The following is a 19,764-nucleotide window of genomic DNA, read 5'->3' as shown; positions in this document are numbered from 1 at the left end:
GCCAGAAATCACGCGCCGCTGTCAGAAGTCAAGCCGAGTTCGGACAACTCAAGACAGTAATCACGCGCGGCTGTCCGAAGTCAAGCCGAGTTCGGACAACTCTAGCTAGAAATCATGCGGAACTGTCCGAAGTTAGGACAAGTTCGGACAGCTCTGGCCAGAAATCACGCGCGGCTGTCCGAAGTCAAGCCGAGTTCGGACAGCTCTAGCCAGAAATCACGCGAAGCTGTCCGAAGTCGAGCCGAGTTCGGACAATTCAAGACAGTAATCACGTGCCGCTGTCTGAAGTCAAGCCAAGTTCAGACAACTCAACCCAGTAATCACGCCGAGCTGTCCGAAGTCATCCCAAGTTCAGACAACTCTAGCCAGTAATCACGCGCGGCTGTCCGAAGTCATCCCAAGTTCGGACAGCTCAACCCAATAATCACTCCGAGCGCTCCAAAGACTTCCCAAGTTCGGACAACTCAAGTAAGAGATCTCTTAATTCTGACCGAAGTAAATTATAGTTCACTATAGTTCACTCTAGTCCACTAATTCCACCTCTAACCATTTCCGCACACTGTTAATAAACCAAATCTTTGAGCTTTTACGCAAGTCCTCAATGGTTAAGACTTTCTCCTGAATCATTCCTTCCTTGATTAATTTCTCTCGGAAAGTACCTGCCAGCAAGCCGCAGTTCACAGGCGGAGTCCATAATTCCCCCTCTATTTCCAAGACAAGATTTCCATTCGTAAATTCCGTTAACTCCTCATTTTTATTCCAGAGTAATACATCAAAAACGTCCGCAGGCTTCGTTAGTTGAAAATTAGTATAAATTGAACGATTGGTTGTTTTGTGGTAGTAAAACGGATTATCCATATCCATTGACTTACCGGCAAGACTAACCTTAATTGGGGCTAGCATAGGTAAAACAGGTTGACCATCTAGGGTAACTTCACCCTTCTTATTTACTAAGAGGCGCACTTTTAACATACCGCTACAGTTTTGCCGGGCGAATACATCCAATTCCCTTTGGATTTCCTCAATTTGAATAGAAAACCCAAAGTATTTAGCAGACTTTTTCAAGCGCTCCATATGTTCAGTTAATAAGAAATACTGACCGTTATCCAGAAGCAGGCTTTCTAATAGGTCAAACTCGGGTCTATCTTCCTCAAGTAAACTCGCTTTTGCAAGAACCTCTTCATATTCCCCTTCAGAAGTAGAATCCCAAGTAATTCCTCCTCCTACCCCATAGGTCGCTCGGCCTGATTGCTGATCAATCAAGACCGTTCTAATAGGAACATTAAAAACCGCATCCTTATTTGGAGATATATAACCGATGGCTCCACAATACACCTCACGGGGCTCCGGTTCCAAGTCCGCAATAATTTTCATCGTGCTGACCTTAGGTGCACCGGTTATGGATGCACAAGGAAAGAGTGCCTTAAAAATATCAACTAACTCCGTCTTTTCAGCAACTGTTGCTGTTATAGTCGAAGTCATCTGATAGACAGTTGGATAGGCTTCAATGTCATATAGTTTTGTTACTTGAACGGTCCCCAATTCCGCGATAACAGATAAATCATTCCGCAGCATATCGACAATCATAACATTTTCAGCTCGGTTTTTTTCGGAAAGGTAAAGATCTCGGGCATTCGCATCGTCCTCTTCAAAAGTCTTCCCTCGTTTAATGGTCCCTTTCATTGGCCGAGTGGTGATCTGGTTACCCTCCAAACGAAAAAACAATTCAGGTGAGGCCGATAAAATACTATGTTCCCCCGTATTTATATACGCGCAATAATCCGAAGTCTGTGCTTTTTTCAACTTCTCAAAAAAGGTATAATCATCCCCTTGGAATTGACTTTGCAGCCGGATGGTATAATTTGTTTGATAGGTATCCCCTCTTTCAATCCCATCCTTTACGGCATGAATGGATTGAGTATATTCTTCTAAACTAACGGATGACTCCCACTCTGTTAATGTATACGATCCTTGACTGCTAATGATTTCGTTCCTTGGTTCCGTAAAAATCCCAAACCATACTAACGGCATTTTACTATCTGAATTTGTAATAAATGCAGCATCAAAAGCAGCCGCACTTTCGTATGATAAAAATCCTGCGGCGTAATAGCCATTATTTACTTCTTCCTGAACAAGCTGCAAGCAAGGCAATACTTCCTCTATGGTAAATGCTGCAATCACTTTTTTTGGCTCTTTAAATAAAAGAGGTTCAATTTCACCGTCCTTATTGGCAAATTCAAAAACTATCCATGGTCCTCTATGTTTTGTATCCATCATGACGTCCTTTAATAATAATTTTATTACATTATAAATAGTGACAATAATTAATCTGAAAAGCAACTCTTTTCCTTTTATTTTATCTACTATTATAATAGGTAAAGGACATCGAAAGAATTAAAAAGGAGCTAGTGATATGATTAATGTTTTATTTGTCTGCCTGGGGAACATTTGCCGTTCACCTATGGCGGAAGCCTTATTTCGTGACTTAGTAGAAAAAGAAGATTTATCTGACCAAATAAAAGTCGATTCAGCTGCTACCAGTTCTTGGCACATTGGATCAGCACCCCATAAAGGAACCCTTGCAATTTTAAAGAAATATAACATCTCTGCCAATGGTCTGGTCGGACGACAATTAACAAAAAGGGATTTTGAAAAGTTCGATTATATTGTTGGAATGGATGAGAGTAATGTAAAGAACATCTTCGAGATTACCGGAAAGCCTAAGCATCCCAAAATTATACGCTTGCTTGATTTAACGGAACACAAAAAGGATGTGCCAGATCCATATTACACGGGCGATTTTGAAGAAACTTACCAATTAGTTTCCGAAGGATGCATAGCATTACTGGAGAAAATCCATACCGAACATGCTTAAGATAAACCTACTTCAGCTACTTAGTTGCTGTTTAATGACCTGAATTAGTAAATGAATTTTTGAGGTGAACTTCTTGGGGGAAAAATCAGCTCGAACCTATCTATTATTTCTTAGTTTGTATGCCATTTCTTATATGGGCAATGCCGTCTATGGTACATTTATGCCTGTCTACTTAAAAAGTATTGGCTTAAGTCAGACATCCATTGCAACCCTATTAAGCTTCGGCCCATTGATTGCAATCCTGGCGCAGCCGCTTTGGGGAAGCATTGGCGACCGGGCCGAAAGTAAAAACCGTGTTCTTCAGGTTTTATCATTAGGAAGTGCGGTTTCCATCCTGTTCCTTCCGGTATCCAATCAGTACCTATATTTATTAATAATTATTTGTGTGGTCACTTTTTTTCAAACGTCAATCAATCCCTTAAGTGACGCAATTACGTTAGAACATCTAGCCAGGACAAAATGGAACTTCGGTCCGATTCGATTGGCTGGTACAATTGGTTTTGCCATTATGTCTGTTGCTTTTGGGATTGTCGCAAAAAAGAATATTAATAGTATCTCGATCGTTTATTCCCTAGTCATGCTATTTACACTTATAATCTGTACACAATTACCAAAAATAAAAGGTCATCAGTCTAGTAAAAACAAGGTTTCTCTCTCAGTTTTATTAAAAAACAGAAAGCTTATGTTGTTTACCTTATTAAATTTTATCGTTCAGATTACCCTTGGGTATTATTACGCTTTTTTTCCTATATATTTTAATCAACTAGGAGCAGATAATAGTTTGCTTGGCTGGTCGATGCTTTTTTCATCGATAAGCGAGCTGCCTTTTTTACTATTTGGCCATAAGATCATCGAGAGATTTGGGATTCCCGTTGTCTTGGTTGCAACTGCTTTTTTCGCTGGACTGCGCTGGCTGTTCTTTTATTTTGTTCACAATCCGTATCTTGTCCTGCCGATTCAAATGCTGCATGGACTAATTTTTATCGTATTGTCCGTAACCCTTGCGATTTATATCAATCAAGAAGTTCCCAAAGAATTAAAGGCCTCTGGTCAAACGCTGAACGGTTTGCTAAGTTTAGGTTTGGCTAGAATTATAGGCAGTATGGCAGGCGGGATTGCCAGTGAATATATCGGGATGCGTGAAGTTTTTTTATACAATTCCGTGGTTGCTTTCCTTACCTTTTTAGTATTTATCTTTATTTTCTTAAAAGAATCAAGAACTGTGCAAAAGGCAACGGTTTAATAATGCAAATACAGCAATAAGCTGTTCATCTCCAAATTTAGCCAATGACTTATAAAAAAGAATGCTGCCTGAAAGAAATTGTCCTGGGACTTCCTTTAGGCAGCCTTTTTTTACTTTGGTCTTCTATTTATTTATATACTGGGGCAACCCGCTTTTTTTAAATGTGGTTCCCAAAGATTCTACAACAGTCCTAAAATAAGATTCCTGACAAATACACAGTAGTTGTCACCGTAATCATGCTAAATATAGTCGACATCAAAACGACTTGAGCTGCAAATTCAGGATGATTTCCATACTCTAAGGCGAATAACGCGCTGTTTCTGGAGGTAGGAAAAGAGCTGGCAATAAACAATGCCTGTGCCGTGGTTCCCTCCAAATTTAATGTTGTAATAATAGCCATCGCGATTAATGGCGATAGAATTAACCGGCCAAACAGACTTAAAAATAGCGGTAAGGACAATCGACGTATCTTTATATAAGCACTTTGTGCCCCAAGAGTAACTAACGCCACTGCCAAGAACGCATTGGACGTATTATGGATCGGTGTCCAAATAAACTTCGGAATTTTAACATCGCAGGAATGAAGAATCAAACCTAATATAAATGCATAAATGACAGGATTCTTTAGAAATTCCTTTAATGCACTAAATCCTCTCTGCTCAACTGAAACCGAATTAAACAACCCATAGGTATAGGTTAACAAATTTTGAAAAATCATTACCACAATCTGAATGGACGCCCCTAATGGGTTGTGTTGAAAGACCAACTGGCTTACTGGCAGCCCAAAGTTACCGGAATTATTTAGAACGATACTATTTTTAAAGGTAGAAGATAGTCCGTTATCAAACTTTGCTGCCTTTGATATCACTGCACTTATGATCATTAAACATGTACATTGAATAACTAAAAAACCAATTATATGCACAAGCGTTTTTCCGCCAACATTATTTTGATAAATATTTACAAAGCCAACTGCTGGCATTAGAAAATACGTATTCAATTTGGATAATGTGCCCATATCAAACTTAAACTTCCGATGCAGCAATACACCTGCTGCAATTAAAAGAAATACTGGTAAAACTACATTTAATAAAATGAGAAAAAAAACTTCCATATGACTCTCCTATTTTTTAAAGACAAAATCCAAAAGCCCCAATCAAGGAGCTTCTGGATTTTAACTAGATTATTAGATTGGAATTATTGATAGTACCAGTGCGACTAAAATCATTACTGCAGTCGAACCGCAAGCCCATTTTAAAAAGGAGCGCTGTAAATCTCCAAAATCTTCTCCAACCATACCGACTAGTAAGTAGGTGGAAGGAACTAACGGACTTAATAAATGGACTGGCAATCCTAATAATGATGCCCGGCCAATCATCGCAGGATCAATACCATAGCCATTAGCCGCTTTCGCAAGGAGTGGAAGCACCCCGTAGTAAAATGCATCATTTGACATAAAGAATGTAAAAGGTGCACTGATAATCGCTGTAATCAGAGCAAAATGAGAGCCCAAGTCCGCTGGAATATGCGTAATCATCGAATTAGCCATCGCATCCACCATTTTTGTTCCAGCAAGAATACCTGTAAAAATTCCGGCAGCAAAAACCATTGAAACAACCGATAAAGCATTATCAGCATAGTGCATAATCCGTTCTTTTTGTTCATGAATATTTGGATAATTAATCGTAATGGCAATGGCAAATCCAATCATAAATAATACGGTGCTCGGCAATAGTTCCTCAATAAGCGCCACTAAAAGGACGATGGTAAGAAGGTAGTTTACAACAATTAACTTTGGACGTTTAAGGTAAGCATCCTCTGTTGTAGCTGCCATCATAGAAAGAGTACTATAATCGATTTCTAAAACACCAATGCGCTGTCGTTCTTTTCTTCCAAGACAAAAGGCCATGAACAATACAAACAGCACACCGCCAACCATACTCGGAATAACTGGGGTAAAGATATCACCCATTTCCAGATGAAGTGCGGTCATGGCTCTTGCAGTAGGCCCTCCCCATGGAAGGAGATTCATTACACCAGAAGCAGAGACCGCAATTCCAGCAAGGACTAAAGGTTTCATACCAATCCGTTTATACAATGGAAGCATGGCTGAAATCGTAATCATATATGTAGTAGTTCCATCTCCATCAAGAGAAATTAATAAGGCAAGGACTGCTGTTCCGATGGCTATTTTTACAGGGTCCCCTTTTACAAGTTTTAAAATGGTTGAAATAATAGGATCAAAAACGCCAGCATCAATCATAATTCCGAAAAAGAGAATTGCAAACAGAATCATGATTCCCGTTGGTGCGACACTTTTGATCCCTTCAAGCGCCATTGGTCCCAGTTCTTTGCCGAATCCCCCGATTAAGGCAAAGACAACAGGCACCACCATTAATGCAATCATGGCAGATAGACGTTTGGTCATAATCAAAATCATAAAAATAAGTATCATTAAAAAACCTAGAATCGCTAACATCATTCCCACCCCTTTTGTTTGTAAATTTATAATAGTCTAAATATTAGTGGTTGAAAACGATTACAAAATTAAGTTTTTTAAGTAATTTAAAGTGTATTTTGTACATATTGTTCACAGACTGACTACATATGATTGCAAAATAGTGAAGATGCCCTTGGCACCTTCACTATTTGGGATAATACTTTCTTTCTGGTCTTCCTACAATTCCGTAGACCACTTCCGCTCTGGCTTCATTAATCGAGGATAGATACTCTAAATAACGGCGAGCAGTAATCCGCGAAGCACCAATTTCTTTCCCCACTTCTTCAGCGGATAGGCCATGGTTTATATTCAGAAGGACGTTTTCCACCTTACTGAGGGTAATTTCATCAATTCCTTTAGGTAAACCATTTCCTTTTCCCACATTTTCGGCTTCTTTTTTGCCAAACAATAGGTCAACATACTGCTGATTTATTTCCTGTTCAGAAATTAACAGTGAGTATTTCTTTACATATTCTAAAATAACTTCATCAAATCGTTCCCTTTTCACTGGCTTAATTAAATAATTCTCTACCCCATAGCTTAATGCTTTTTCAATAAAAAGCTTATCAGTTGCGGCGGTTATCATAATAATACTTACTTTGGGAAACCGTTCTCTTATAATCGGAAGCAGCTCCGTTCCAAGCATATCAGGCATATACACATCTAGAAGCAATAAATCTATGGCTTCCTCTGTCAACACTTTCAATGTCTCAACCCCATTTAATGCTTTTCCAACTACTTCGATTTCGTTAAACTTTTTTAAAAATTTTTCATGGATCTCGGCAACTCGAAAATCATCTTCTGCAATTGCTGTTTTTATCTTATGCATGTTCTTGGCTCCTCTCATCTTGCTTAGGAAGATACACGGTAAAGATGGTTCCACTGTCCGGATTACTTTGGACCTCAATCATTCCATTCATCTCGACCACTGCTTCTTCAGCATTGGATAGTCCAAAGCCCCTCGGCTTATCCCCATTTTTCAAGGTAAATCCCCGCTTAAATAATTGGGGAATATCCCTTTCACTTATCCCTCTCCCATTATCTGAAACTTCAAAAATGATATCACTGCCAATATCTGTGGCAAAAAATTTAACAATAGGAGGATTACTCTCAGTGACAGCCTCAAAGGCATTATCAATTAAATTTCCTAGAATAACAATCAAATTAGATAACTTCATATGTGTTGGCAAATGGTCTAAATAGCTCTCAGCAACAATCTCAAACTTTATCTTTTTTTCCGAAGCTTTTCCCAATTTCCCTAATAAAATCGCTTGGACTTTAGAATCTTTAATCTGGTTAAATAAAATCGTATTTTGAACTTCTAAGATCTGTGTTTCCGCTTGGATCATGGCAATCGCCTGTTCAAATTCACCGAGTTGAAGCAAGCCCGATAACACATACAACTTGTTCGTATACTCATGTGTTTGAGCACGAAGGTCCTCCGAATAACTCTTTACTTCTGATATCGTGTTGACCATTTGCTCAATTTCTGTTTTATCACGAAAAGAAGCCACCACACCGCTTATCCCGCTTTCATCAAATAGTGGCGTGCAATTGACAATAACCGTTTTATCTTTCCAAATTAATTCTTTATCAACGACCGGATTTCCCGCATTTAATACTTCATATAAATATTCTGAAGGAAAGAGACCCTCAACTTTTATATGGCGGACAGAACCTTTTATATGTAATAGTTTTTTTGCAGGCTGATTCATCATGGTAATGAATCCATCTTTATTAATGGCTAATATTCCTTCCTTTACCCCGTGGAGGACTGCGTTTTTTTCTTTATAAAGTGCGGCAATTTCATATGGTTCGAGCCCAAGAGTATCTTTACGAATATCTCTGCCAAGCAGCATACTTCCGAAAAATGAAATGAGTAGAGCAACAATCGAGACTAAGAGTACTTTTTTAATATTTTTGGTGATTTGCTGGTTAACATCTTCTAATAGAAATCCCACTGATACAACCCCGATCACTTCTCCATTTTTATTTAGGATCGGTGATTTCCCTCTAATCGATGGACCTAGTGAACCGTTTGCTTTGGAAACATAATACTCCCCTTTTTTAATCGCCTTGTCATTGTCTCCGCCCTTCATTTTTTTTCCAATCATCGATTTTAATGGGTGTGAATACCTTGTCCCATCTAGGTTTCCTACTACCACAAATTCAGCACCCGTTTCTTTTCGGATTTTTTCTGCTAAGGGCTGAATGGTTTTTGTTGGATTACTAGATTCGATGCCTTCAATAATCGTTGGCATAAAAGAGACTGTTTTTGAAATTTCGAGAGCTAATTTCCCCTTATTTTCCTCTATTTGCTTACTTTCCATATAGCTATAAAATGCGCTCATCAGCAGGATTAACAATAAGCCCAATAATAAGGCCAGCCCAAAGATTTTAGTCTGCAACGAAATATTTTTATTTTTCAGGCCACATTCCTCCTTTTGAACCTTCTCCATAAAACATGGTTTTATTATAACTTTTGTTAGTATAAATTTCTTTGGAAAAACGAAAAAAAACTATCATTTTGATAGTTTCTGTTCGGTCAAATTAACGATCACGATTTACCATATAATTTAATAAATGCTTTAAGAAAGTAATATTACGAGGAACTTCTTGAAGTGCCTCCACGGCTAAACAGTAATGCTCCCACATCTCTATTCTAGCCTGTTCAGGACCGAGGATTGATACAAATGTGGAGTTATTATTTTCTTTATCTATACCCAATGGTTTACCGAGTATACTTTGATCCCCTTCTACATCCAGCAGGTCATCCTTGATTTGAAAGGCAATGCCGGCATGGCGGGCAAATTTTTTCAATGCCTCCATTTCAGGCTCCTTCGCTTGAGCAAGAATAGCAGGCATAAGGATGGACGCTTCAAAAGCAATTCCAGTTTTATACAAACTCATGATGGTTAGTTGTTCCAATGTTAACGGCTTTCCTTTTGAGCCCAAATCCATTGCTTGCCCCGTACACATTTTCTCGGTCATCCGGGCCGAGTACTGAATCATTTTCAGGACTGTTTTTGCATCAAAATTATGGAGAGATGCTTGCTCCTCCATTGCTTTCTGGGTAAGAAATAGGCCAGTTAATTCTGCAATTGCTGCGTTATATACCGTATGAAGAGTCGGACGGCCTCTACGGATAGATGCATTATCTTGTGACGGAAGATCATCAAATATGAGGGATGCAGTATGCATATATTCCAATGATTTTAACAACGGCATGATGGCAGTTGGCTTTAATCCATATCCCTTTACGGCTATTTGCCAAGCGACAATCGGTCTTAATCTTTTTCCATCACCAAATAGACTATAGTTGGCAGCGTCCGTGATCAAATCATCGATTAGAGGAACATGATCACCCGAGCAGATTCTAAGACCGTTATTAATTTGATTACGGACCGTGTCGATTTCTTGCAAAAAGTCATCTTGTTCTTGTCGTTCCTTTTTTAAAATTGTAATAATATGATCACGAAGCAGTTTATCGAAGAAATCCACATCATCTGCTTTATCAACCATTTTTTGGATCAACCGATTAAAAAGTGGGTTTCCTGAAGCAAAAAGCTCCATTACTTCATTGTATTTTGGAGTTCCCATTCGTTTTTTGAACCGTTTCAGACCATTTATGGCACGGTCAAGAATAACCTCACAGGTTTTTATATCGGATTGATAGACGTGATGAATCAAATTGGCGATAACCGCCCAGTATAATTCAAAGGGATTGATCAAATCCGGCCGCTTATCATGATAGGTTAAATAATACGTATAGGGAGTAACAGCCCCCTCCCTCAGATCATCAAACATATCAGCGAAATCATCGGCCAGCTGATTGTAAATGCCATAATAGAAGGTCCTGTTATCAAAACCTTCATCTTCAGGAGCATTAATAACAGAACGGACAATCAATCTTGACGAAGAGGATTTTAAGATAACCGGTACATAAATCTCTTCATTAGTATAGTTGCCATTTGATAGGTCCTTTTTCCGGTCCACTTCTTGGGAGTTAAAAAACACGTAGGATTGATCCAAAAAGGCCTTCAATGTCTCAGCCTGCTGATTAGCTTTAATGTATTCATAGGCTTCACGGAGTTCAGAATGGATATAGTGAATGAGTGAGCTGTTCTTTCCCACCCACTCCCCCAACTCGGGGACAGTTCCTGTAATAATCGTCGTGCGAATTAACTGGGTGTAATGGGTTTTCTCCACATCTGATAAAACATGGGAGTCGAGCAGATCATCAATGAAGGGGTAGGTTAAACCATAGGAGTAACCAAGTTTAATGGCTTTTTCTAATCTCTTTCTTCGTTCAAGAGGTGAAATACCTTCTTCCATCTCTACAACCACGTGCATGATCACACCTGCAATAATTTTAATTAGTTTTCGCTGGGCATGTTCTCTATCCATCCCATTTGGAATATTTTGGGCAACTGTCTTTAATTTGTCCAAGACCCAGATTATCGTGGTTTCAATTCCTTCCCGCTGAGACCATCGGTATAAACTGGCCATACTAAACGATTCTTTTTCCTCTTTTCCACCCTTCGTCAGGCTATTTTTTAAATGATCAACGACTTGGCGAATTTTTAGCTGGGTATCAAGTGAATCTAACGCTTTGCCTAGATCGCGCATAAATAAGTAGGAAATGCTGCGATCCAGGTAGTTATCCAGTTTCCCTGTATAATCAAGCCAACTGATGTAATTGGAATACCCTTGGATTTCCGATTTATTCTTCCTTCTCGAAAAAACGGATAATAGTGGATGATGATGAATATGGTTTTGTTTCCATCGATTTATATCTTTTGTTAAAGCAGGGACATAAGACTTTTCCATGACTTGGAGATAAAGTGATTGAAAATACTGTGCAGCCTTGTGTTCAGCTAATTGATATGATTTATCCGCATTCTTTATTAATTTTTCATTCATGTTTATCCCCTGCCCAAAGTTCCTTGTTCTTCCTGCTAAACAGATATTTATAATTAATAAATACATGTATACCTTAAATTATAAAAAGGTTAAACTTTTTTCTCAAATAATAAAAGGCAGCAGGTATCTTATTTTATTCGATTAAATTAACTACGAGAACAAATTAATCCTTAAAGTAAGATAGTACCCAAAAAGACCTTTTCCATCCATATTGGAACAGGCCTTTTTGGGTGTATCCTAAACATAAGTTTCCGTATCCATACTGTTAAATAGTTGAAGCAGGTCCTTTAATGTATAAAGTTTAGCTGTTAAAAGATATAGCTCTTCATAGTTGTTTTTTACGTAATCATCGATAACGTCGATTCCTCTTTTAAAGCCATCAATTAGATAATAAGTATACTTTCCATCCCAAGAGTACTTATTGATTCGCAATAATTCGTCCGCGATTATCTGGAACTTATATTCTTCAACGAGGAGTTTTACTTGATACAATTTATCGATATTATATCTGAAGCTATTTTTGTTCTCATGGCTTTTACGGACATATTTTATAAATTCATTGATCGTTTCTGCTAACATTACGGCTTTTTGCCTTTCAAACTTCAAAGCCTCAACCCCCTAATTTGTTAAAATGCTTCCTTAGGAAAATTGTATGAATTCTTTTGGTAATTTGATACTCCAGCGTTTTATTGTTGACATAACTTCATGTCCCTGTTTATAATTTATTTCGCATACGAAATGTTCTTATAGTTAATATTAGTTTTTAGAAAGAAAGGAGGAATTGAAACTGGACATATTAAATAATGAAATTTTGGTAAGCTTTTTAGAAATAAATAAAGCTTACAATAAGCTTGTTAAATTTGATGCAGAAAGATTAGGGATAACCCCTGTCCAATTAAAGGCATTATTTAAGATTAACAACAACCCTAATATTAGTTTGGGAGAACTCGCTGAAAAATTAAGACTGACGAACAGTACCGTTAGTGGCGTTATTGATCGACTTGTCCATAGCGGACTTGTCGAAAGAGTGGTCCCCCCCGGCGATAGAAGGACTATCTCAATTCATTTAACAAGCGATGGAAAAAAAACATTAGCACAATTTAATTCTTCTGATTCGATGCTAATGAAGAAAGTCAAAGAAGTCCTTGAACTACCAGAGGAGGAAATCTCTCATCTGTTGCGGCTTCATCAACTCGTTTTAAAAAGGCTAACCATTGAGGAGGAATAATTGAATGAGTACGAAACGTTTACTTTTGGTCAACATTATTATTTTAATTGTTTTAGTAGGTGGAGGTTTTGCAGGATATGCCTACTACAATAAAACCGTTAATTATTTAACAACAGATAACGCGCAAGTCACAGGACAACAAGTAACAATTGCTGCCCCAGCAAGCGGAAAATTAACAGATTGGGCAGGTAAAGTAGGGGATCATTTTTCAAAAAATAACCCGATTGGAACCATTCTTACCACCGGAGCCAATGGCGAACCAACTGAAATGAAAGTAACCCTGCCAACTGACGGAACAGTTGTCCAAACTAATGCTGTTCAAAATTCATTTGTTGCAGCAGGAACTCCGCTTGCACAAGTTTATGATTTAAACAATTTATGGGTAACAGCTAATATTGATGAAACAAAGATTGACGAAATTGCCGTTGGCCAGGATGTTGACATTTATGTTGATGCTTTCCCTAATTCAACATTAAAAGGAAAAATCCAACAAATCGGTTTAGCAACTGCAGGTACCTTTTCATTGTTACCTAGTTCAAATAACACAGCTAACTATACGAAAGTGACGCAAGTGGTTCCTGTGAAAGTATCCATTGATGATAATAAAGGTGTAGGAATTGTTCCTGGTATGAACGTGACCGTGCGAATTCATAAGTAGGTGATAAAATGTCAATATATATCACGGTTTATGCCATAATATGTATTTTGGTACTACTTTTGATCAATTTTGGTGTTTTGAAACAAAAAAAATCGAAAATTAATCAAAATAAAGGTAAAAATCAAAAGGTAGAAGCTGTTCCTCCATCGCCAATCCTTGATAAAAGGGATCTTCAGCAAGATCTAGATTTATCAAGTCAAGTGGAAGAAATGCTTGAAGATAACGCGATCGCCGAGCCAGCTTTAGAGTATGTTCAAGCGGAAGTCGAGCCGAAAGAAGAAATGGTTACACGATCCAAACTAGCAGATAAGGAATCCGAAAAATCTTCAGGAACCGGAAAAATTCTTACTGCCTTAATGCTTGGTGCATTTGTCGCGATTCTAAACCAAACGTTGCTGAATGTTGCTATTCCACATATTATGAATGATTTAGGTGTTTCAGCAAGTACTGTTCAATGGCTTTCAACTGGTTATATGCTAGTGAATGGAATTCTAATTCCCGTGACAGCTTATTTAATTGAAAAATTTGGAACGAGGAAGCTTTTCCTTGCTGCTATCTTTCTCTTCACAATAGGTTCTCTGGTTTGTTCCCTATCATTAAACTTTTCTATGTTAATGATTGGGCGTGTCATCCAGGCTAGTGGTGCAGGTATTATTATGCCCCTTTTGATGACGGTCTTTTTTGCCCTCTTCCCTCCGGAAAAACGCGGGAAGGCCATGGGTCTCATGGGAGTTGTTATGATCTTTGCTCCTGCTATCGGCCCGACCTTGTCCGGTTGGCTGATTGGACATTATTCATGGAGATTATTGTTTGATATTGTTATTCCAATTGGTGTAATAGATTTAATTTTAAGCTTCATGTGGATGAAAGACGTAACGAAAACAACGAATCCTAAATTTGATTTCCCAGGATTAATATTTTCAACCTTAGGGTTTGGTTTCTTGTTATATGGGTTTAGTGAAGCTGGAAGCGACGGCTGGAGCAGTGCAACGGTTGTCCTTTCATTAACAATAGGAATTTTGTTTATACTGGCCTTTATCTGGCGTGAGTTAACGACTGAGAAGCCAATGTTGGATTTACGGGTGTTTAAATATGATATTTTCGCCTTAACTACTATTATTAGTATGATTGTTAATATGGCCATGTTTGGTGCTATGATCTTATTGCCAATTTATTTACAAAATATTCGCGGTTTTTCTGCATTAGATTCTGGTTTATTGATGCTTCCGGGTGCGATTGTGATGGGTATAATGTCGCCAATTTCTGGTGCCCTTTTTGATAAAATCGGTGCAAGATGGCTTGGCGTTATCGGATTAACCATAACGGTTATTACAACCTGGCAATTTACTAAATTAAGTATGACAACAAGTTATGCTCATCTCCTCCTCCTTTATGTATTTAGGATGTTTGGAATGTCATTCATTATGATGACGATCATGACGGAAGGTCTAAACCAATTGCCTCGTCATCTCGGAGCACACGGCACGGCAGCGTCTAATACAGCACGACAAGTTGCCGGCAGTATTGGTACGGCATTCCTTGTTACCGTTATGACAACTAGGTCAGGAGTACATTATGGTGAATATATCAGTACCATGACTAGTGCAAATCCCTTCATCGCGGGTCAATTTTCACAACTCACTCAAAGTCTTGGCGCTTTAACACACATGCCTGCTGCGGGTAAACCACTTACCACCTATTTACTTTATGGTCAAGTAATGAAACAGATAACCATAGATGGAATTAATGACGCCTTTATTGTGGCAACTTTGATTGCTTTTGTAGCTTTGGTTTTAGTATTCTTTGTAAAACGGGCACATATAAAAAATCAATAATAGTTTAAATAGAAAGAGGCATTCCCAAAAGTAAAAACTTTTAGGAATGCCTCTTTTTTATACATTAAACTATTCTGTTGATTTCCACTCCAAGCGGCTTCGCTTTCCAGGGACGTGCGAGGGAGCCTAAATCCCTAGTGCTTTTTTAGTTAGAATTCCCACAACACCATCCACTTGCAGATGATGGGCTCTTTGGAAATTACGAACAGCAGTATCTGTATTTGCCCCAAAGATACCATCATACCCTTTAGTGTTGTAGCCTAATGCTGTGAGTTTTTTCTGAAGCGTTACAACAGCTGGTCCACGACTTCCTCTTTTAAGAATTTCACTGCTCGTATTTACAGGAACAGAAGGCGCCCCTTTCCCACTTTTCAATCCGTTGGCCACTGCAATTGCATCAAAGGTATTTTTAGAAGTTGTAATAACAACCGGTGTATTTACCGGCACTTGATTGAATAACCATTCTACTTCATTATCATACATACGAACACAGCCGCTGCTTACATACCCTCCAATCGAACTCGGGTTATTGTTTCCATGAATCCCGTAGGTGGTTCCCCAAGTTCCACGGGCATTTAAACCCATCCAGCGGTTACCTAGTGGATTGCGTGGGTCACCGCCTGGAATATGCCCCTTGTAGTATGGGCGATTAACAATTTTGTTAACAATTTTGAATTTGCCTTCCGGAGTTAGTGAACTACTTCTCCCTGTGCCTACTTTAAATTGTTTTTTCAACTGGCCGTTCTCGTAGTATGCCAGGCGGTTGTTTGCTTTATTAATAATAATAAACTTGCTTACATTGGCAGCCGAACTAGAGGGTACACCATAACATAAGCTAAACAACAAAAGAAAAGCTAAACTGGCAAAAACCAACCATTTTTTCTGCAAATTGATCCCCCCAACCCTCATTAAAATAACTGATCCGTGTATTTTATGAGGGCAGGCAAATCCACATTACATCTTTATGAGTTTAATTACAGTCTAGTTTAATTTATGTTACATCTGCTTACATTTTAATGTACTCCTACCAATCTGCTCTATTTCCTTTTTAGGAAAAACTAACCTTATCTGATGGCTATGGTTAGTACTTTTATTTTTTTCATCCATTTTATGCCGATATTCTTATGTTTTTACCTTTACCTTTTCTTAGAGAATACAGGATAAATAAAAGAATGAACCAGATTGGTGTCAGTAATAAAGCAGTGCGAGTTGCCTCAGCAAATAACATAACAATTAGAATGAAAGCAAATAAAGTTAAGACCGCATAATTAATAAACGGTGTAAATGGAGCTTTAAAGGTCGACTTTTTCCGAAGATCTGGGCGTAATTTCCGATATCGTATATGGCAAACTAAAATAATCCCCCAGACCCAGATAAAACAAATCGCACTAATCGTTGTCACGATACCAAAAGCTTGTTCTGGAATTAACTTGCTTAAAAGGGCTCCGCCTGATAGAACAAGGGCTGAAACTAATAAAGCATTACTTGGTACATAATTCTTATTTAATTTTGCAAATTGGGCTGGGCCCTGGGATTTAGAACTTAAATTATATAAGATTCGGCTGGTTGAAAACAAACCACTATTGCAAGCCGATGCTGCAGAAGTTAACACGACGAAATTAATAATACCTGCTGCAATCGGTATTCCGACCAAACTAAACGTTTTTACAAAAGGACTGTTATCTGCATTTAACTGTGTCCATGGATTGATACATAACAAGATAAAAAGTGCGCCCACATAGAAAAATAGAATTCTTAATGGAATTTTATTTATCGCTGACGGGATATTTTTTTGAGGATTGGATGTTTCCGCTGCTGAAACACCCACTAATTCAACACCTACATAGGCAAAAACCACCATCTGAAAAGAAAGTAAGAAACCTGACACACCATGTGGAAATAGTCCGCCATATTCCCAAATATTTTTTATTGAAACGGTTGCCACATTTGTTTTGAACCCAACGACTAATAAAATAACTCCTATTCCGATTAAAGCAAGTATCGTGATGACTTTGATTAAAGCAAACCAAAATTCTAATTCGCCGAATAGTTTCACCGTTAATAAATTTAGACCTAATAATAGTACAAGGCAGACGATGGCTGGAACCCATTGCGGTATATTAAACCAATATTGTACATATACACCAACGGCAATAATATCAGCCATGGCTGTCATAATCCAACAAAACCAATACGTCCACCCAGTTACAAATCCGGCCCAAGGTCCGATGTAGTCTTCGGCAATATCTGTAAAAGATTTATAACCTGCTTTTGATAAAAGAAGTTCTCCTAAAGCCCTCATGACAAAGAAACAGGCGATGCCAACAATTATATAGGCCAACATAATCGAGGGGCCTGCTAACTGTATGGCTCTGCCAGAACCTAAAAATAATCCGGTTCCAATCGTTCCGCCAATCGCTATCAATTGTACGTGCCTGTTTTTTAAATCCCTTTTTAATTCTTGTTGTGCCACTTAAAACTCCCCCTAATGGTAGTAATATTCTTCTTGCACTTGTGAACCAATAAACAAGAAGTAAACCAATAAAAAAAGAGACTGGAATATCTCCAATCTCTTAGGGCGTAAGAATAACAAAAAATATCTATTACTCTATTGAAATAGAATAATAAATAGTCTTCGTACTCTTCTGTCCTTTTGCCTGAGATTGTGAACCCTTCGGCGCCGCAAGTATTGCGGTCTCTCCAGAAGCTGCTCCTGCTATAGTGTGATCCATAGCAATCATAGCTTGCTAAATATTTAATTTTCACGTTTGAAATGTTTGAGTCATGTAGCATTGATACTCAGCAATCAAACTATAGTTAAATAATTTCTAATTTTAGTAGTATTAATGATATTTGTCAACATATTAATTTTCCTCCCCCACTTTAATGGCTGTTTTTGAGATGAAACCGTTTATGTCCACTGCTCATAAAGAAAACTTTCACGAAACTTGTTGCTTGTCCAAGCCAATTTAATTAAAGTAACATAAACAATAAGTAGACATCTATTAACTCCATTGTTGTTTTCTTTTAAAATAATAGAATGGAAAGGAGATTTAATTTTTGCTTATTTTCATTAGCGATTTACACCTTTCGGACCAAACAGCGGGCAGACATCAGTTAGAATCAGCAACTTTCAGAGATATCTTTAGAGAGCTTGCCTATCAAGCTAAGGAAGCTGTTAGTCCTTTTAAACCACAAGAACAAGATTTAAAAATTATCTTATTAGGGGATATCTTCGATCTTATCAGAACAGAATTATGGTTTACCCAAAAGGATACTAGCGAAGTGATAAATTTAAAGGACCGCCCCTGGGGTAACCCGTCAGAGAAAACAGAGGAAATTGCCGCTGATATATTAAACAAAATTATTAAAGAGAACAAGGAGATATTTTCTATACTCTCAGGAAAAGAATGGGAAACGCTAGGGTTTCCTAAAAAGCCTGAAATCATTTATATTCAAGGAAATCACGATCGACTATGTAATGTTTATCCATCATTAAGAAAAACGGTTATTGATCTATTAGGCCTCCAAGACCACATGCCGATCGAACCCTTTCCAAACTACTTTAAAGCTGAAGAATATGGTGTGTTTGCAAGACATGGACACGAATGGGATCCGTTTAATTTTGAAGGTGATTACCAAACTCAAAATAATTACTATAAAACGCCCATCGGTGATGTTATTGCTTGTGAGATTGCTTCAAAGCTTCCCATTGAAGTAGGTAAGAGACTTCAGAACACGCACCTCCCAGAAAAAGATATCCTTCAAATATGTAACAATTTCCGTAACCTTTTCGATGTAAGGCCATTATCAGCGATTATTCCTTGGCTTTCTTTTCAGGTACTAAGATACGATAAGTATGGAGAAAAAGTTCAACAGGCTATTAATTCAGCGTTCCGCCACGTCGGAGAAGAATTTAAGGAGATTGAATTTGTTAAGGACTGGATCAAAAAAAACGACCAATTTTTGAACCCACTGGATAATGGGGATTTAATTCAGTTATTAGGAACGGTTCTAAAAACTTTTAATGTTGGTAATTATGAATGGAAGCTAAAATTTTTTGAAAAAGTGGATCAAGTGAAAAGATTATGGTCTCAAGATCAATATCTTTTGGGAGCTAAAAAGGACTTTGAAAGATTATCTAATCATTATTCCTATGTACTATATGGTCATACCCATATACCTTTTCAAATCCCCATTGATGTAATAAACGATAAAGAAAGTTTGAAACTAACGGAACAGGTCTATTTAAATACCGGAACATGGCGTCCAAGTTTTCTTCAAGCTTTGTCAGGTACAGGCTTTTCAACTTGGAATCATTTAACTTACACAACTATTTATAAACCAGGTGAAATCATGGATGGGCAAGTGGTTACTATGCCAACCTTTAATACATGGACAGGTTTTATGAAAAAAGTATGATAGATGAACTGAATTCACTCTCTTGGCCTTTCGAACGTATAAAAATGGATGGTGGGTGACACCATCCATTTATTATTGAC

15 protein-coding genes and 1 riboswitch are annotated in these 19,764 nt (G+C 38.0%); of the genes, 6 read left to right on the top strand and 9 right to left on the bottom strand.

Annotated elements, in window-relative coordinates; all coding sequences use genetic code 11:
* Nucleotides 1-522 precede the first annotated feature (522 nt).
* Nucleotides 523-2,274: an aminodeoxychorismate synthase component I gene (gene pabB / locus V7077_RS05235; RefSeq protein WP_335499061.1), complete on the bottom strand. Its 1,752-nt coding sequence runs from the start codon at nt 2,272-2,274 to the stop codon at nt 523-525.
* A gap of 139 nt (nt 2,275-2,413) precedes the next feature.
* On the opposite strand from pabB, the gene V7077_RS05230 reads away from it, so the two are divergent.
* Nucleotides 2,414-2,875: a low molecular weight protein-tyrosine-phosphatase gene (locus tag V7077_RS05230; RefSeq protein ID WP_335499059.1), complete on the top strand. Its 462-nt coding sequence runs from the start codon at nt 2,414-2,416 to the stop codon at nt 2,873-2,875.
* Nucleotides 2,876-2,948: 73 nt separating this feature from the next.
* Nucleotides 2,949-4,118 (top strand): MFS transporter, encoded by a 1,170-nt coding sequence (locus V7077_RS05225; protein WP_335499057.1) that lies wholly within the window; start codon nt 2,949-2,951, stop codon nt 4,116-4,118.
* A 190-nt stretch (nt 4,119-4,308) separates the two neighbouring features.
* On the opposite strand, the gene V7077_RS05220 is transcribed toward V7077_RS05225, so the two are convergent.
* The 6 genes from V7077_RS05220 to V7077_RS05195 form a co-directional block, all read right to left on the bottom strand.
* Nucleotides 4,309-5,232, bottom strand: a complete 924-nt coding sequence (locus tag V7077_RS05220; RefSeq protein ID WP_335499054.1) for an AEC family transporter — start codon at nt 5,230-5,232, stop codon at nt 4,309-4,311.
* Between the two features lie 72 nt (nt 5,233-5,304).
* Nucleotides 5,305-6,597 carry a CitMHS family transporter gene (locus tag V7077_RS05215; protein WP_335499052.1) on the bottom strand — a complete coding sequence of 431 codons (1,293 nt, stop codon included), beginning with the start codon at nt 6,595-6,597 and terminating at the stop codon, nt 5,305-5,307.
* A 166-nt stretch (nt 6,598-6,763) separates the two neighbouring features.
* Nucleotides 6,764-7,447: a response regulator gene (locus V7077_RS05210; RefSeq protein ID WP_335499050.1), complete on the bottom strand. Its 684-nt coding sequence runs from the start codon at nt 7,445-7,447 to the stop codon at nt 6,764-6,766.
* Nucleotides 7,440-8,993, bottom strand: a complete 1,554-nt coding sequence (locus V7077_RS05205) for a sensor histidine kinase (RefSeq protein ID WP_335499048.1) — start codon at nt 8,991-8,993, stop codon at nt 7,440-7,442. Before V7077_RS05205 ends, V7077_RS05210 begins: the two co-directional genes overlap by 8 nt.
* A 175-nt stretch (nt 8,994-9,168) precedes the next feature.
* Nucleotides 9,169-11,541: a polyprenyl synthetase family protein gene (locus V7077_RS05200; protein ID WP_335499046.1), complete on the bottom strand. Its 2,373-nt coding sequence runs from the start codon at nt 11,539-11,541 to the stop codon at nt 9,169-9,171.
* A 237-nt stretch (nt 11,542-11,778) separates the two neighbouring features.
* Nucleotides 11,779-12,147 carry a hypothetical protein gene (locus tag V7077_RS05195; protein WP_335499043.1) on the bottom strand — a complete coding sequence of 123 codons (369 nt, stop codon included), beginning with the start codon at nt 12,145-12,147 and terminating at the stop codon, nt 11,779-11,781.
* Between the two features lie 175 nt (nt 12,148-12,322).
* Between V7077_RS05195 and V7077_RS05190 the strand changes: the two genes are divergently transcribed.
* From V7077_RS05190 to V7077_RS05180, 3 genes are read left to right on the top strand one after another with little or no spacing between them, the layout of a single operon-like run.
* Nucleotides 12,323-12,769: a MarR family winged helix-turn-helix transcriptional regulator gene (locus tag V7077_RS05190; RefSeq protein ID WP_335499041.1), complete on the top strand. Its 447-nt coding sequence runs from the start codon at nt 12,323-12,325 to the stop codon at nt 12,767-12,769.
* Between the two features lie 4 nt (nt 12,770-12,773).
* Nucleotides 12,774-13,427, top strand: a complete 654-nt coding sequence (locus V7077_RS05185; protein ID WP_335499038.1) for an HlyD family efflux transporter periplasmic adaptor subunit — start codon at nt 12,774-12,776, stop codon at nt 13,425-13,427.
* An 8-nt stretch (nt 13,428-13,435) separates the two neighbouring features.
* Entirely contained in the window at nt 13,436-15,262 is a 1,827-nt protein-coding gene (locus V7077_RS05180; protein WP_335499035.1) for a DHA2 family efflux MFS transporter permease subunit, read from the top strand.
* A 126-nt stretch (nt 15,263-15,388) separates the two neighbouring features.
* Here the strand turns inward: V7077_RS05180 and V7077_RS05175 are convergent, their stop codons facing one another.
* Both V7077_RS05175 and V7077_RS05170 read right to left on the bottom strand, forming a co-directional pair.
* Nucleotides 15,389-16,150, bottom strand: coding sequence for a L,D-transpeptidase family protein (locus tag V7077_RS05175; RefSeq protein ID WP_335499033.1), 762 nt, complete (start codon nt 16,148-16,150; stop codon nt 15,389-15,391).
* 220 nt (nt 16,151-16,370) lie between these two features.
* Nucleotides 16,371-17,735, bottom strand: coding sequence for an amino acid permease (locus tag V7077_RS05170; RefSeq protein ID WP_335499031.1), 1,365 nt, complete (start codon nt 17,733-17,735; stop codon nt 16,371-16,373).
* Between the two features lie 162 nt (nt 17,736-17,897).
* A riboswitch (glycine riboswitch) is annotated at nt 17,898-17,976 on the bottom strand.
* Nucleotides 17,977-18,322: 346 nt separating this feature from the next.
* Between V7077_RS05170 and V7077_RS05165 the strand changes: the two genes are divergently transcribed.
* Complete coding sequence (locus V7077_RS05165) at nt 18,323-19,684, top strand: hypothetical protein (protein ID WP_335499029.1); 1,362 nt, start codon at nt 18,323-18,325, stop codon at nt 19,682-19,684.
* Nucleotides 19,685-19,764: the final 80 nt, after the last annotated feature.

The sequence above is a fragment of the Neobacillus vireti genome (genome assembly GCF_036962465.1).
Taxonomy (GTDB): Bacteria; Bacillota; Bacilli; order Bacillales; family Cytobacillaceae; genus Neobacillus; species Neobacillus vireti_B.
Note: the sequence above shows the minus strand (reverse complement) of the source record. Positions and strands in the feature narration are given on the sequence as shown.

Bases quoted from the DNA above. Each gene is read 5' to 3' on its own strand.
- V7077_RS05230 (WP_335499059.1), top strand. From the start codon at position 2,414: ATGATTAATGTTTTATTTGTCTGCCTGGGGAACATTTGCCGTTCACCT.
- V7077_RS05220 (WP_335499054.1), bottom strand. From the start codon at position 5,232: ATGGAAGTTTTTTTTCTCATTTTATTAAATGTAGTTTTACCAGTATTT.
- pabB (WP_335499061.1), bottom strand. From the start codon at position 2,274: ATGGATACAAAACATAGAGGACCATGGATAGTTTTTGAATTTGCCAAT.
- V7077_RS05185 (WP_335499038.1), top strand. From the start codon at position 12,774: ATGAGTACGAAACGTTTACTTTTGGTCAACATTATTATTTTAATTGTT.
- V7077_RS05180 (WP_335499035.1), top strand. From the start codon at position 13,436: ATGTCAATATATATCACGGTTTATGCCATAATATGTATTTTGGTACTA.
- V7077_RS05215 (WP_335499052.1), bottom strand. From the start codon at position 6,597: ATGTTAGCGATTCTAGGTTTTTTAATGATACTTATTTTTATGATTTTG.
- V7077_RS05210 (WP_335499050.1), bottom strand. From the start codon at position 7,447: ATGCATAAGATAAAAACAGCAATTGCAGAAGATGATTTTCGAGTTGCC.
- V7077_RS05200 (WP_335499046.1), bottom strand. From the start codon at position 11,541: ATGAATGAAAAATTAATAAAGAATGCGGATAAATCATATCAATTAGCT.